Origin of the sequence: Sphingobacterium sp. Lzh-3 (assembly GCF_046764375.1) — a bacterium.
Classification (GTDB): Bacteria; Bacteroidota; Bacteroidia; order Sphingobacteriales; family Sphingobacteriaceae; genus Sphingobacterium.
Map to the genome: position 1 here is coordinate 5,780,022 of NZ_CP177226.1, position 14,304 is coordinate 5,794,325.

Consider the following 14,304-nt stretch of genomic DNA (forward strand, 5'->3'; position numbering starts at 1 on the left):
AAAATGCTGTACAAAAAAACATTTTAAAAACAAAAGGGGACATTTACCGTCCCCTTTCTATATTAACGTTTGTTTCTTTTAATCGCATTATTGGCTCGACGTTTCGCTGTATTAATCTTATAGTGGAACCAGTGATCCTTGAAAATTTTCCGCATGGTATTATCAAAATGTCTCGTGATAAACAGATTGCGCGCGCCCTTCAATTTCTCACTGATCGAATTTGCTAAAGCCCGGACCGAAATCGAATAGCCCTCTGTCTCATATTGAATATAGTGCCACCAGCCCGCTGGCATATATAAGGTCTCTCCAGGATGAATCACCGCCTCATAGCCATCCAGATATTTAATTCCAGGATATTCCTCTTCACTACTATATTTGGGATTTGCAATACTATGAAAATTGTAGGGCAATTTGTACATCAGATCAGATTGATCATTCGGAAAAAGCCAAATACGTTTTAATCCTTGAAATTGAGAAATAAACACGTGTGACATATCAATATCGAAATGATTACGGGTACTTGACCCCTCTCCACCAAAGAACATAAATGGCAACCATTGCAATACCTTACCGCCTGTGACATCGTTATAAATAACATCGTGTTTCAATTCAGGGCGTATTTTGAGTAGATTGAACAAAAATAACCGTAACTCTGTCGGTTCCCTTGTGATCAAATCCAAATATTCTGCAAATGTCATATGGCCAACAGGAGCACTGGCAGCGCGGTCCATCGATTCCTCCTCTTTACCGTAGACATCTATTTTTATATCCCCTGCAATTTCTTTAAAGTAATCATAACTCCATTTCTTCCACGCTGGACTATCTGCACTTATAAAATCTGATATGATTACAGGAAAACCTGGTTTCAGATAATTTTTTAAGAAGTCCTCTGATCGAATGCCCGAAATTTTATCAACTTGCTTTAACTTCACGATTGACTAATTTTGCTTAATTACAAACATAAAAAAAATATTTCTATCAAATTTTAAAAATACTGCCTATGCTTTATTTTTAATTGGAATAAATTATTCCAAGCAATTTAATAGAAATATACTTAAAATCTCAATGACCTGCGTCACTTTTATTACATTTTAACACCATCGATTCGGTCCACCATCATATTGATATCCTAGCAAACAACTGTAATACTCCCTCTATTTACCTATTCTTTCCACAATCGCAATAGAGTCATATCATTCCAATAGATCTTGTCTCCAACACACACAAATGAAATTATGCGGATGTAGGCAGATATAAATCAGCGCGGATGCAAACCCTTATGGATCTTTATGGGCGCTCAAACTAAATAAATAACAAAAAAAGGGTCTTAAAACCCTTTTTTTGTTATTTACCTTTTTACAAGGCTATTATTTATTTACCCTCTTGATATATTCTTCAACAGCCATGGTCATACTAGGTGCTTTTGGTGTTGGAGCAGGGATATCTAAAATCAATCCGTGATCCAAAAGCGCCTGTTGAGTAGAAGCACCAAATGCTGCAATCCTTGTATTATTTTGTTTAAAATCAGGAAAGTTATCGTATAACGATTGTACACTAGAAGGACTAAAGAACACGATAACATCGTAGAAAACATCTTTCAGATCCGTCAAATCACTTACAACGGTTCTAAAAAGCACAGCTGGTGTAAACTTATAGCCGTTTTGTTGTAACCAATTACTTGTTTCCTCATTGGCGACATCCGAACACGGGAATAAGAAATTCTCTCCTTTGTGTTTTTTCAACACTTCTTCAAGGTCTTTGGCCGTTTGTTTGCCAAAGAAAATCTTACGTTTCCGATATTGAATATACTTTTGAAGATAGAGGGCAATCGTCTCTGAAATACAAAAATATTTCATTTCTGCAGACACTTCAAATCGCATCTCTTCGCAAATTCTAAAATAATGATCTACAGCATTTCTGCTTGTAAATATTACTGCAGAATAATCCGCTAAATTAACCTTATCCCTACGCACATCTTTGGCGGGAACTCCTTCTACGTGTATAAAACCTCGAAAATCTAATTTTAACCCGTATTTCTTTGCTAAATCATAATAAGGGGACTTATCGTTTTCAGGTTTTGGTAAAGTCACCAGTACACTTTTTACCTTCTTTGCTCTTTCTACGTCTGAAGTTTGCATATTAACCAGTTTTAGCTCAATAATCTTAACAGTATTAATATTGGTGCTATTTCTAGGCAACAAAGGTACAAAATTAAATAGGAAATTGAAAATTTATACATAGACATAATATGAGCCGCGGTCTTGAGAAATCGATAGAAAAAGAGCAGACCCGCTCCAACAATGGCTAAATGCAGCACAACACCTACCGATGTTAAGGGGACCAGGCTCAAAATTAATAGTACAGGAAGCATTAAAAAAAGTGTATTGAAATAAATCAGATACAGCACTGTCACATACTCCTTTACCAGCTTTCTAATTTCAAAAACAAAGGATAAGAATCGGATAAAACCTATTTTTAACGCAAATAAGCCTCCTACCATTCCCACAGTCTTCATATAATTGGAAAAAGTAATAAAATCGAATCTATTTAATTCATATGCATAAAATAGACTTACAAATAAGCCTATTGCCCCAGAAAATAATATAAATAGAAAAATAAAGGGCCAAGACGTCAGGATCGTGTCCTCTTTGCTTACAGACAATAAGACCCTATCATCCCAGTACCCCTGAAAAACCAATTTAATATCAGAAGGAAAAAATACCCGAATCATCCCAACACCAAAAATTAATGCGAGAACTGTAAATAAAATCCAGTTTTCACGATGAGCCTTGAGCGTTCCATATTGCCGGTCTAATTTGCTACTTCTCAGTTCGCCCTGAAAATACTGCTGTACATCAAAATTGTACATGTTGTGAATCCTTAAACCTTCCCCGTTTACTGTTACGATCCTATATTGATTCTGTAACGCAGGGTTCAAGGATGCTAAAACTTTCTGGTTTGGCGATTCAACAGAATCCTTTACGATATTTAGACTATCAGTACGAACTGTGCTGCTGTCCTGTACAACCGTCCGAAAAGTCCGCCGCTGCGCATTCAATCCCGTAATTGAAAACAGCAGAAGTACTACAAATAGAATATGATATTTGAAGATAGTTACGCTCATTAAAATGAATTGTCTCTTAACGGTAATGAAATGCTCATGAACCGTCTATATTCGAAACTCTTTAATTGTGGTCGTAAAGTTAGGATAAAAAGTTATATTGCATTCAAAAAATCTTCAGAGAACATGTACAAAGAAATCATACGTTGTCAATGGTGCGGATCTGATCCGCAATATGTCGATTATCACGATAAAGAATGGGGACGACAAGTCCGCGATGACAAAACTTTATTTGAATTTTTGATCTTAGAGTCTGCACAAGCTGGCTTAAGCTGGATCACGATTCTTCGTCGAAGAAAGGCATACCAAGAAGCTTTTGCCAATTTTGATGTTGATCAAGTCGCGGCTTACACCAACGAACATGTTGATAGACTTTTGGTCGATTCGGGGATCATTAAACACCGGAATAAAATTGAATCCACCATTACCAATGCACAACATTTCAAGAAAATCCAAGCCGAATATGGTAGCTTCTACGACTATTTATACAGCTTTTTACCCGAAAAACAACCGATCGTCAACCACTGGACCAGTTTGCAACAGGTACCTGCAACTACAGCTATCTCTGATAAAATAGCAAAAGACATGAAGAAAAGGGGGTTCAAATTTTTCGGTTCTACCATCTGTTATGCTTATATGCAGGCCGTTGGGATGGTAAACGACCATATCGAAACCTGTTCGTTTAAATAAGCTAATCATTAAAGTACGTATAGGTTTCGCAAATACCAATTTATAGGAATCAAAACAGGTTCTCTACACCATAAAAAAACAGACCGTTAAGAACAGAAATACGATATATGAATATAATCGACCTAAAACAAAACCAATTGGTATTAAAAGAAAAAAGAGGTCCGCTAATTGCCAGAATATTCATCTATATACTCACCATATTTGCAACATGCCTACCCTTAGGTGGCTTGCTTGCCAATATATTCAATGATGGGGTGACACTTGTAAGTGTTATTATGTATGGTGTATTTGGATTAATAGCATACTATATGCTCCGTGTTTCATTATGGAATACTTATGGCGCCGAAATTATTGAATTTCAAAAAAACAAAATCAACTACACCGCCAACTGCCAATGGTTTAAAGGAGGTCAAAAAGAAATTGACTTTGAAAAGGTAGACTTTACAATACAAAAAGCGGGCTATGAGGAAGATAATAAAGGCGTCTTAGTCATTAAATATGACGATAATGGGCTATTTGAAACCGCCTCCAAACTACCGTTATCTGATTTGGAAATTTTGCTCATAAATCTGAAAGAATTATACAATCATCAAATGCTTTAATAGATTAGGGCTTTACAGTAAAAATGCAATTATTTCCTAGTAGAACATCAGACAGCTACGTTTTTATAAATGTCCGGAAGATTCCGACAAAGTCCATTATAGTCCATGCCATACCCGACTACAAATTCCTTGCTTATTTCAAACCCCACATAGGTCAGTTCCTCGAAATGATACTGCAAAGCCTCAGGTTTCACCAAAAGTGCACAGGCAATCACACTCGCTGGATTTAATTTTTTTACGGCATCCAAGGTATACTTCAGGGAATGCCCGGAATCAACAATATCTTCTACAATAATCACATCACGGCCTTCAAGATCGATACCAAGCCCTAAAAGCTCGTTTAATTCAGATTGCCCGGTTCCAATATAGGAGGCCAGCTTAATAAACGACATCTCACAAGGAACATCAATTTGCTTAAGCAAATCTGCCATAAACATAAAACATCCATTCAAGACGCCTATAAAAACAGGCTGTTTATGTTCATAACGCAGGCTTATATCAATCCCCATCAAGCGCACTCGTTTCTGAATTTGCTCCTCTTCAAATAAAGGTTCGAAAAGCAGTCCGTCAATTTCTATCTTTTTCATGCTAGTATTATTCGTTCACAACAGACACTATTTGTGTGCGTCGTTTTCTTTTTCTTCTTTTTTACGCCCCAATATCTTGTCAAATAGCGATCGTTTTGGTTTCTCCTGCTCACTAGCCTCCTCATCTTTCTTTTCCGTTAGATCCATTTGTTTTAGCTTCTTTGGAACAGATACATGCTCAAGATTGTCGGCAGGAGAACTACTTTCGAGACGATCGAACAACAAGGGATCATCTCCCATATCAAATACATCAACAGAATCTACCACAGCTGGTCTTGCGGCCCGCAGATGCGGTTGCAGAACAACTTCATAAAAACCATAATTTGAAGTTGTTGAATCCACACTAATCTGCCCTGTTTTGGTCATAATATGACCATAGGTATTAAAATAGCGCAACATATTTCCTTTCAGGTGCCCTGTCCAGTCAAAAAAGTTGAGTCCCTTTTTAGGACGCGGAACAATACTGGACAAAAATATACTTTCTCCAAGCCCTAATTGCGCTGGTGTTTTCCCAAAATAATAGCGAGCAGCTTCGGTAATACCATATACATTATTTCCCCATTCGATCACATTCAGGTAAACCTCATACATGCGTTTTTTACTCACTTGTTGCGAGCGTTCCATCAGCCATACCAGCAAAATTTCCTCCAGCTTCCGTACAACCGTCTTATTGCGATTTAGAAAAACATTTTTCACCAGTTGCATTGATATCGTGCTTGCCCCGCGCTTAAATCCTTTTTCCTTAATGTTTGTAGCAATAGAGAGTTTAAAAGCCTTCTCCTCAAAGCCCTTGTGCTTAAAGAAAAATGGATCTTCCGTATTGATCAAACTAATCTGCATATAGCGGGAAATTTGATCTATAGGTGTAAAATTAGGATTTTGAGGTCCGACAACAATTTCCCGCATCGGCTTACCATCTTCGTAGGCAGTATATGTGAAAGGTGTATTTAACATCGCAATATTGGCCTCGCCCCATTTGACCACTCTTAAATCCCTATCATCCATTCTGGAAGAGAAAAGAAGCTTTTCGGGCTTTTTGATTTCCAGTGCAAAGTTCAGATCGTATTGTATATGCCCCTCCACCTGAATACCGTCTAAGCCAGGAAATAATCCAACTGGCATGGCATCAAAAAAGTGCTGCGCCTCTATCCTATCCGTATGAATAGCAAGGAAGAGTTCTTTTTCCGGCTTGTGCACATATTTGATATAAGGAGAAAACACGAAATCTTTGACCTTAACGGTACTTTCTTTGCTCACCTCAATCGATGATGCTCCAATATTCAATGCCCCCTGCATGATGGCCTCAGGGAAGATAACATCTTTACTAGAAATACGCCAGTGATTTACTTTCAGATTTTTAAATCCCCATTGCCCATGCAACTCCAGTAACTCCTTATTTCTTCTATGCGCCTTGTCCAATCGGAAGGATATTTCATCAAAACTTACCGCTAGACCAAATTTGCGCTGTAATAGCGGAAGATTTACCTCTTTTTTATCGGAAAAAAGACGAAGGTCACATTCTTGATTATCTGAATCAATTGTTCCGGTCAGATTCCAGGCTGCCTCATGGTCATTTAACAGGAACTTGGTTTCCATATCTCCGCCGTCGATCACAGCAGAAGGAATTACAATGCGTTGTGAAGTACTGTCGTCACGATAGGAAAGCTCAAGGTTCTTGAGATCAAGGTCATTTGGAATCTTAAAAAATACATTTTTCAACAATCGATCTGCCAAGGCCGCCAGATTCTGCTTTGGGTTATCATTTTCAACGGTATCTTTTTTCTGTTTCTTGAACAGGAAATCGTAGTTACTGATCGAATCCTTTTTAACAAGAGAAACTTTCCCATTATCTAAAAGAACTTGTCCTAACTTCACATCCCCAAATAACAAAGGCCACAATTTTACAGACACTGTCAAATCATTGATTTGGGCCAATTGATCCCTATTTTTGGGCAATAGCTGTATATTCTTAAATTGTACGGCATTAATCCCCTGGAAAGCATAATATTGAATCTTCAATTCCATATCATACTTTTCAAGCAACTTCGCTTTCGCTTTGTTGATTGCTCCCATGAGCATGGCATCTCTTTTCTGATAAGCATAGGTGCCTACTGCGATCGCCAAAACCAAAATAGCAGCTAAAGCGATATAAAGCCATCGCCATTTGCGGGACTTAAAAGATGTTATAAATCGATTGGACATAATTATTACTTAATGCAAATTCGTGCATATCAACAGTCAAACTTAGATAAATTTGGCTGCATATACAATTATAATTCACTGAAACAAGGATGGCCTTTATCCCTTTCTACAGTCCGACAAAATTATTTAGAAAACAGGTTGATTACCCGAAAACGAAAATGTACGGGATAACGAATCTTTCCTAAAGATTAGGAGTACGATACAGTAATCTTAATCCCATTAAAAACAAAGAAATGACATGAAATTGATCCGCAATGAGTAGTTTTGTAATCCATGATTACAAATGAATAATAGATGGTTACCAAAGAACAAATATTAAATGCATTATCCTATGTGGAAGAGCCCGATTTAAAAAAGGATCTTGTCACATTGAATATGATTCAAAATATCGAGATCGAAGGTGAGAAAATTGCTTTCGATGTGATTTTAACTACTCCAGCCTGCCCGCTTAAGGACCATATAGAACATGCCTGTCGAAACGCGATAGCCCATTTCATTGACAAAAATCTCGAAGTCCAGATCAATATGACTTCCAATGTGATCGGCAAACAAGGCGCGCAAGTGTCGGGTATTAAAAATATTATTTTGGTTTCTTCAGGCAAAGGTGGCGTTGGTAAATCTACGGTTGCCGCCAATCTTGCCCTTGCTCTCCATGCGAAAGGAGCTAAAACAGGACTTTTAGACGCCGACATCTATGGCCCATCGCTTCCGATTATGTTTGGGCTTGAAGGTGCCAAACCGGGTTCGATAGAAATGCCAAACGGCCAGGTTAAAATTGAACCGCTTGAAAAATTTGGACTGAAATTGCTCTCAATCGGATTTTTCACCGATCCAAACCAGCCTATTCCATGGCGTGGACCGATGACAACCTCGGCCATCAAGCAGCTTTTTAACGATGCACATTGGGGTGAACTGGATTACTTGGTTGTTGATATGCCTCCAGGCACTGGTGACATCCATATCACCGTATCACAGACATTCCCGATTGCCGGTGCTGTGATTGTCACAACCCCGCAGCACGTTGCCCTGGCTGATGCTGTCAAAGGAATTGGAATGTTCTTAATGGATAGCATCAATATTCCATTATTGGGTGTCGTGGAAAATATGGCCTATTTTACACCAGCGGAACTTCCGGAGAATAAATATTATATTTTTGGTAAAGATGGCGGAAAACGCCTTGCAGAAGAATATAAAGTTCCTTTCCTAGGTGAAATCCCTTTGTTAAAAGGCATTTCTGATGCAGGAGATAACGGTTTCCCTGTTGCCATAGATACCGAAGATCCTGTAACAAAATCATTTTTAACGATCGCAGAAAAAGTTGCTCAGCAACTTTCCATTATCCATAGCCAGGGGAGATAGTTCGTTCATAATGCGCTTTTGCGCTTCACCATAAAAAAGGCTTTCATACGTATGAAAGCCTTTTTTATGAAATGTCATCGAATGATTAGACAGCAAGCTCCAGCATTACCGGACAATGGTCGGAATGGACTGCATCCGGCATTATACTGGAAGATTTGATTTGTTCCGCCAAAGGTTTTGAAACCATATTATAATCAATACGCCAGCCCAAATTCTTTGCACGGGCCCCTGCGCGATAGCTCCACCAACTGTAGTGGTGTGGATCTGGATTTAAATGGCGAAAAGAATCAATATATCCCGAATTAATAAAATTCTCCATCCATTCGCGCTCTTCCGGAAGAAATCCCGAAGAATTTGCATTTGATTTGGGATTGTGAATATCGATGGCACGGTGACAGATATTATAATCGCCACAAACGACCAAATTTGGTTTTTCGATCAATAGCTTATCGCTATACAATTGAAAGTCTTCCAAAAAACGGTATTTAAAATCCTGTCTCACATCTCCTGTTGTCCCTGATGGGAAATAGGTACTCATCACGGAGACCTGATCAAAATCAGCACGGATAATACGTCCTTCAAAATCATAATCTTCATGGCCGCAACCATACTCAATATGCTTAGGTGTGATCCGCGTAAATAAAGCGACTCCGCTATAACCCTTTTTTTGAGCGGGATACCAGTAATGCTCATAGCCCATCTCCTCCAATAAGGCTATTTCGGGAATTTGATCAGGTGTTGCTTTGATCTCCTGAAGACAAATGACATCTGCGTTTACAGTTTTCAACCAGCCCAACCAATCCTTCTTTAAGGCTGCCCGCAAACCATTCACGTTATAGGTTACTATTTTCATTTTTTGAATATTGTGATTCTAGAGAATAAAAAAAAGAAAAGCTCTTCAATTCCCGGTTCGTTAGTTCATAACAGTATTAGTAGTCTTTAGAAGAGAAAAGATCGCCAATTTTAGAAAAGATACCCGTCTGAGGTTTTAAACCTTTTAGTTCCCGCTCTAAATTTAATGCTTCTCGTCTTGTAAGGACATGCATGTTCATCTTTTGATCGACCTCTGGTCTATCATGTTTATCAGTTTTAGCTGCTGCAATCTGATCGATAACCTCCACTCCCTTGACCAACTCACCAAATACAGTATAATTCCAATCTAAATGCGGGGTACCACCAATGGTCGTATAAGCCTGACGTTGGGCATCAGAAAATTTCTTGCCATTCATTCTTGTCTGCTCCAGACGATCGAGATCTTCGGGTGTAAACACTTTTCCCTGAACAAGATAAAACTGAGAACCCGAAGAAGCTTTTGCAGGGTTGTTATCCCTAGCCGCTCCGATCGTACCTTTTTTATGGAATAAACCGTCCTGAATTTCTGCAGGAATTGTATATCCCGGACCGCCATTTCCCAACTGCGCTCCGCCGACAGCATTTTTTGAATCAGGATCACCGCCTTGAATCATAAAATTCTGGATGACGCGATGAAACAAGGTTCCGTCATAGTATTTACTTTTTGCCAATTTGACAAAGTTATCTCTATGTTTTGGTGTTTCATTATACAACCGCAGCACACAGGTTCCCTTGTCTGTAACGATCTGTACATATTTAAACTCGGGTTTAGCTGCAAATGCCAAAACCTGCAAAAAGCAGAATGCTGCTATTAAACTAGCCTTTAAAAATTTCATCTGTTAATAATTATACGTTCCCATTTGAACTTCGTGTTATTGTAATTATGCTATCTATTTCCTAGATAACGTTTAATTCCTCAAAATAATCTATAATCAACGACTTCATAATCAGCTCTTGTTCCAAAAGTGTGTAGTTGGGAATAGGCTTTACCAATTCCCAATGCGGCCAGCCTTCTTCATCCAGACCTTTCAGATTATAAAATCCCATAGCACTGAAAAGACGGCATGTCGCAATGTGCATCAACTCTTCCTTTTCCCGTTTTGAGAATTTTTGGGCACCTTTACCCAATTCCTGAACACCAATAAGAAATAAACAGACCTTGATGTCAGGCTTTTCCATATCAAATAGCGAAGCGATTTCATCCTGTAGGATGCTCCACTTCTTATTTACTTCTGCTGCCTTCATTTTTTTTGTTTTAAACAAACTAAGATAAATTTGCGATGATTTGCAAGCAAATTAACGCACAGATAACTACACTTATACCGTTGGATTCCCGCCTTTAGAAATCACCTCCGCACAACGTTGATCAATCATCTGAAAAACGGGATCAAACAAACTATCATCAAAATACGGGTCAGGAACAACCTCATCTCCCAAAAACAATTTAACTTTATTCAGATCCTCCTTATTAACAACCTGGGCGCATACATCCGCGTAGTTTTGCCTATCCATGACAAATATAAGATCATATTCGGCAAAAAATTGCGGTTTGAAATGTCGGGCCCGTTGACCGGAAATATCGACACCATATTTCTTTGCAATTGCGATAGCTCTACGGTCGGGTGCTTCACCAATGTGCCAGTCACCCGTACCTGCCGATTCAACGACCCAGTTCAATTGATTATCCGCTACTTTTTGTTTCAATATACCATGCGCAAGGGGCGAACGACAGATATTCCCCAAACAAACCATTAAAATCTTCATCTTTATAATTTTAAAAAAGCTATATAACAGTAGTACCACTTCTATGTATTCTACCAAGCGAAGTAAAAAACACTATTGGCTCACCTAATGCAGCCCATACTCGTTAATAGCAAAATATGTAACAAATCGCATGGCCAAAGAGGCTCAGCTTAAAAAGTACCGAAGTTGTTTCGGCACTTCATTCCGCAAAATAGCTAAACTAAAATGATTAAGGAAACAACGCGCTTAAAATTGACTGACTTCTTACCAAGCTGAGGCTTTTCAACAACAGCATCATGTTTCCGCTAGCATCAGGCTTTGAAATCAAACTCAAACTTCTTTCCGCCCAACAAGCGAATCCAGCGAGCTCAGCTAGATCGACGAGCAAAAGCACTTTTCAATAAACTGCGCAAAGAGCGTTCATGCCCACCTTAGAGAAAAAACACAAATCAATAAAAAGAAAAGTTTCAAAAAAAAGGTGGCCTAACCTCACGGTTAGAACCACCTAAACTATATTAATCAACCAATTCTTAATTCAATCCTTAATATTCTACCGGGAAGCTCAATTGAACAGCACCACCTTGCGGAGATACACCTTTCAACCGTACAATATTGCGTTGTGTTGCGCCGAGAGCAGCTTCAACATCATCTACTGTATTTACTGCTTTTCCGTTGACTTCAGTAATGACCAGTCCGCGCTCTACACCAAAATAATCAAAGATACCACCACGGTTCACTTGGGTCACAACAACTCCGGAGTTTACACCCAGTTCCTTTTTCTTCTGAGCAGAAGCAGGAATAAAGCTTGCTCCTAGTTTATTATAGATTTCCGTTGCGCTTTTTGAAGCTTTTCCCCCGGCACTTGCAGTCTTCAAAGATTCTTCACCCTTCAATGTCATGGTGACTTGTTTTTCCTTACCATCACGTTTGTAAGTAACATTAACCTTATCTCCAGGACGTGCACGGCCGATGGTTTCACTTAAGACAGGTGAACCTGTAATCACTTTTCCATTGATTTTCGTCAAGATATCTCCTTTTTTGATACCTGCTGCCTCTGCCGCACCGCCACCAACTACTTCTTGGACATATAAGCCATCAACATCTGTAAAACCTTTTTCTTTGGCCAATTCAGGAGTTATTTCAGTATAAGTAACACCTATATAACCACGTTTTACATTACCGTATTCAACAAAGTCGTCAACAATCTTTTTCACTAGGTTGACCGGAATCGCAAAACCATAACCAGCATATGTTCCTGTTGGAGAGGCTATGGCCGAATTAATACCAATCAATTCGCCTGAAGCGTTAGTCAAGGCACCACCACTATTCCCTTTGTTGATAACCGCATCTGTTTGAATAAAGGATTCAATTGCTGAACTCACAGGGATTTGATCTTGCCCACCACCAAATGGATTACCACGTTGTTGTTGACCTTCATTCAAAATACCAATTTGGCGACCTTTAGCACTAATAATACCTGCCGTCACTGTAGACTGAAGGCCAAGCGGATATCCAAAAGCCAACACCCATTCACCGACATTGACATTATCTGAATTACCCAGTTTGACAACAGGAAGTCCTTTACCTGACACTTTCAGCAATGCTAAATCGGTATTCGGATCGCGTCCGATCAATTTAGCTTCAAACGTACGCTTGTCTGTTAATACGACTTCAATTTTATCTGCATCCTCAACGACGTGGTTATTGGTTACAATATAACCATCATCGGAAATAATTACGCCTGATCCAGATGCCTGTACGGGTTGCGACTGCATTTGTCGACGTCCACCACCCTGCGGCATGCCAAAAAACTCTTCAAACATATCAAATGGAGAACCTTGCGATTGCTGCGATCCCTTACGGCTATAAGTGGTCTTAATATGGACAACCCCAGGTGATACCGCTGCCGCAGCTTGGGTAAAATCAGGATTACCTGTCGAGGACATTACCCCAGTTGGATTGTTTGCAAAATAAACCTTTTGTTTGTCTTCGAAAGACATACCATCAAACTTCTTATTCTCAATAAGCTTGTAACCTCCTAATGCTACCGCTCCACCGAAAACAGCTGTTAATAGCGTTAAACCGACCTTATTCATAAACTTATTTCTATTTTAAAATGTCTTAATATAAGCTGATAACTTTTGCTCTTAAAATTACCGATTTTATTCGGATATGTTCAAATGTAATACCATTTCGAGCCCTTCGGAAAATCCGACACGTTAAAATATGTTAATTACTAGACAAATGTAATCATTTTAACAAATCTTAACTTTTTCCAGTTTTTTTGTAACAAAAAAACGTACTTTTGTTACTACAAATCAACGTAATGGCACCAAAAGTAAGATTTTCAAAATATCAGGGAGCGGGCAATGACTTCATTTTAGTAGACAATCGCGACAATGCGTTTGACCGCACAGACGAAGTATTGGTAGAAAAGCTCTGCAACCGACGATTTGGCATTGGCGCCGACGGTTTAATGCTATTACAGAATAGAGAAAATTACGATTTTGAGATGGTTTATTATAATGCCGACGGTAGAGAAGGTAGTATGTGCGGCAATGGAGGCCGTTGTATCGTCGCTTTTGCACGCGATTTAGGCATTATTACTGACAAAACTGCCTTTTTGGCAGTAGACGGCGTACACCACGCCTCTTTATCAGCAGACCTTGTCAATCTGCAGATGATCGACGTAACGGATTTTGCTCGTGACGGAGAAGCCTATGTGTTACAAACAGGTTCTCCACATTATGTTGAATTTGCAAAAAATCTCCACGATAAAAATGTCTTCCAAGATGGATACGCCATTCGCAATAACGCTACTTATGGTAAAGAAGGCATCAATGTGAATTTCATCGAAGCTGAAGCAGAAGGTTATTTTCTCCGTACATTTGAGCGCGGTGTTGAAGATGAAACCTATGCCTGCGGTACTGGCGCAACTGCGGCGGCCATGGCGGTTGCCCTACAGCAAAATCTAGAGGGCGACATCAACATCCCTATCCGCGTATTGGGTGGACAACTTTATATCTCCTTCCATAAGGAAGGTTCCCATTTCTCAAAGGTCTTTTTAAAAGGACCGGCGCAGTTTGTCTTTGAAGGTAACTATTAGGCTTCTTATCCTATAGCGATCCAGGGCAATTGCACCCCAAAT

General features: G+C 39.1%; 14 protein-coding genes. 4 read left to right on the forward strand and 10 right to left on the reverse strand.

Translation table 11 applies throughout. From position 1 onward, the window contains the following. Positions 1-62: 62 nt before the first annotated feature. From ACLCDV_RS24190 to ACLCDV_RS24200, 3 genes are all read right to left on the reverse strand, one after another. On the reverse strand, positions 63-932 hold the full coding sequence (locus tag ACLCDV_RS24190; protein WP_317669272.1) for a cupin-like domain-containing protein: 870 nt from the start codon (positions 930-932) through the stop codon (positions 63-65). Positions 933-1,367: 435 nt separating this feature from the next. Next, positions 1,368-2,138, reverse strand: coding sequence for a uroporphyrinogen-III synthase (locus ACLCDV_RS24195; RefSeq protein WP_313184859.1), 771 nt, complete (start codon positions 2,136-2,138; stop codon positions 1,368-1,370). A gap of 11 nt (positions 2,139-2,149) precedes the next feature. Next, complete coding sequence (locus tag ACLCDV_RS24200; protein ID WP_411972439.1) at positions 2,150-3,124, reverse strand: DUF4271 domain-containing protein; 975 nt, start codon at positions 3,122-3,124, stop codon at positions 2,150-2,152. A 123-nt stretch (positions 3,125-3,247) separates the two neighbouring features. On the opposite strand from ACLCDV_RS24200, the gene ACLCDV_RS24205 reads away from it, so the two are divergent. Further along, the gene (locus ACLCDV_RS24205; protein ID WP_317669270.1) at positions 3,248-3,811 is read left to right on the forward strand and encodes a DNA-3-methyladenine glycosylase I; all 564 of its coding nucleotides are present in this window, start codon (positions 3,248-3,250) and stop codon (positions 3,809-3,811) included. A 107-nt stretch (positions 3,812-3,918) separates the two neighbouring features. Next, positions 3,919-4,413 (forward strand): hypothetical protein, encoded by a 495-nt coding sequence (locus ACLCDV_RS24210; protein WP_411972440.1) that lies wholly within the window; start codon positions 3,919-3,921, stop codon positions 4,411-4,413. A 47-nt stretch (positions 4,414-4,460) separates the two neighbouring features. Here ACLCDV_RS24210 and hpt read toward each other — a convergent pair whose 3' ends face one another. Further along, on the reverse strand, positions 4,461-5,000 hold the full coding sequence (hpt, locus tag ACLCDV_RS24215) for a hypoxanthine phosphoribosyltransferase (RefSeq protein ID WP_317669268.1): 540 nt from the start codon (positions 4,998-5,000) through the stop codon (positions 4,461-4,463). Between the two features lie 27 nt (positions 5,001-5,027). Next, entirely contained in the window at positions 5,028-7,202 is a 2,175-nt protein-coding gene (locus tag ACLCDV_RS24220) for a transglycosylase domain-containing protein (RefSeq protein ID WP_411972441.1), read from the reverse strand. Between the two features lie 294 nt (positions 7,203-7,496). Here ACLCDV_RS24220 and ACLCDV_RS24225 point away from each other — a divergent pair, with 294 nt between their 5' ends. Then, positions 7,497-8,561, forward strand: coding sequence for an Mrp/NBP35 family ATP-binding protein (locus tag ACLCDV_RS24225; protein WP_411972442.1), 1,065 nt, complete (start codon positions 7,497-7,499; stop codon positions 8,559-8,561). Positions 8,562-8,646: 85 nt separating this feature from the next. On the opposite strand, the gene ACLCDV_RS24230 is transcribed toward ACLCDV_RS24225, so the two are convergent. The 5 genes from ACLCDV_RS24230 to ACLCDV_RS24250 all read right to left on the reverse strand — a co-directional run bounded on the left by ACLCDV_RS24230 (position 8,647) and on the right by ACLCDV_RS24250 (position 13,252). Beyond that, positions 8,647-9,414 carry an exodeoxyribonuclease III gene (locus ACLCDV_RS24230; RefSeq protein WP_411972443.1) on the reverse strand — a complete coding sequence of 256 codons (768 nt, stop codon included), beginning with the start codon at positions 9,412-9,414 and terminating at the stop codon, positions 8,647-8,649. A gap of 76 nt (positions 9,415-9,490) precedes the next feature. Then, positions 9,491-10,249, reverse strand: a complete 759-nt coding sequence (locus tag ACLCDV_RS24235; RefSeq protein ID WP_411972444.1) for a peptidylprolyl isomerase — start codon at positions 10,247-10,249, stop codon at positions 9,491-9,493. Positions 10,250-10,310: 61 nt separating this feature from the next. Next, a complete protein-coding gene (locus tag ACLCDV_RS24240; RefSeq protein ID WP_317669264.1) occupies positions 10,311-10,658 on the reverse strand; it encodes a hypothetical protein in 348 nt (115 codons plus the stop codon). Positions 10,659-10,730: 72 nt separating this feature from the next. Beyond that, complete coding sequence (locus ACLCDV_RS24245; RefSeq protein WP_333577195.1) at positions 10,731-11,177, reverse strand: low molecular weight protein-tyrosine-phosphatase; 447 nt, start codon at positions 11,175-11,177, stop codon at positions 10,731-10,733. A gap of 521 nt (positions 11,178-11,698) precedes the next feature. Beyond that, positions 11,699-13,252 (reverse strand): Do family serine endopeptidase, encoded by a 1,554-nt coding sequence (locus ACLCDV_RS24250; protein ID WP_411972445.1) that lies wholly within the window; start codon positions 13,250-13,252, stop codon positions 11,699-11,701. 230 nt (positions 13,253-13,482) lie between these two features. Here ACLCDV_RS24250 and dapF point away from each other — a divergent pair, with 230 nt between their 5' ends. Next, a complete protein-coding gene (gene dapF / locus ACLCDV_RS24255; RefSeq protein ID WP_317669261.1) occupies positions 13,483-14,262 on the forward strand; it encodes a diaminopimelate epimerase in 780 nt (259 codons plus the stop codon). The last annotated feature ends 42 nt before the right edge of the window (positions 14,263-14,304 follow it).

Coding starts and splice junctions, on each gene's coding strand:
- ACLCDV_RS24195 (WP_313184859.1), bottom strand. CDS start 2,138: ATGCAAACTTCAGACGTAGAAAGAGCAAAGAAGGTAAAAAGTGTACTG.
- ACLCDV_RS24200 (WP_411972439.1), bottom strand. CDS start 3,124: ATGAGCGTAACTATCTTCAAATATCATATTCTATTTGTAGTACTTCTG.
- ACLCDV_RS24205 (WP_317669270.1), top strand. CDS start 3,248: ATGTACAAAGAAATCATACGTTGTCAATGGTGCGGATCTGATCCGCAA.
- ACLCDV_RS24210 (WP_411972440.1), top strand. CDS start 3,919: ATGAATATAATCGACCTAAAACAAAACCAATTGGTATTAAAAGAAAAA.
- hpt (WP_317669268.1), bottom strand. CDS start 5,000: ATGAAAAAGATAGAAATTGACGGACTGCTTTTCGAACCTTTATTTGAA.
- ACLCDV_RS24220 (WP_411972441.1), bottom strand. CDS start 7,202: ATGTCCAATCGATTTATAACATCTTTTAAGTCCCGCAAATGGCGATGG.
- ACLCDV_RS24225 (WP_411972442.1), top strand. CDS start 7,497: ATGGTTACCAAAGAACAAATATTAAATGCATTATCCTATGTGGAAGAG.
- ACLCDV_RS24230 (WP_411972443.1), bottom strand. CDS start 9,414: ATGAAAATAGTAACCTATAACGTGAATGGTTTGCGGGCAGCCTTAAAG.
- ACLCDV_RS24235 (WP_411972444.1), bottom strand. CDS start 10,249: ATGAAATTTTTAAAGGCTAGTTTAATAGCAGCATTCTGCTTTTTGCAG.
- ACLCDV_RS24240 (WP_317669264.1), bottom strand. CDS start 10,658: ATGAAGGCAGCAGAAGTAAATAAGAAGTGGAGCATCCTACAGGATGAA.
- ACLCDV_RS24245 (WP_333577195.1), bottom strand. CDS start 11,177: ATGAAGATTTTAATGGTTTGTTTGGGGAATATCTGTCGTTCGCCCCTT.
- ACLCDV_RS24250 (WP_411972445.1), bottom strand. CDS start 13,252: ATGAATAAGGTCGGTTTAACGCTATTAACAGCTGTTTTCGGTGGAGCG.
- dapF (WP_317669261.1), top strand. CDS start 13,483: ATGGCACCAAAAGTAAGATTTTCAAAATATCAGGGAGCGGGCAATGAC.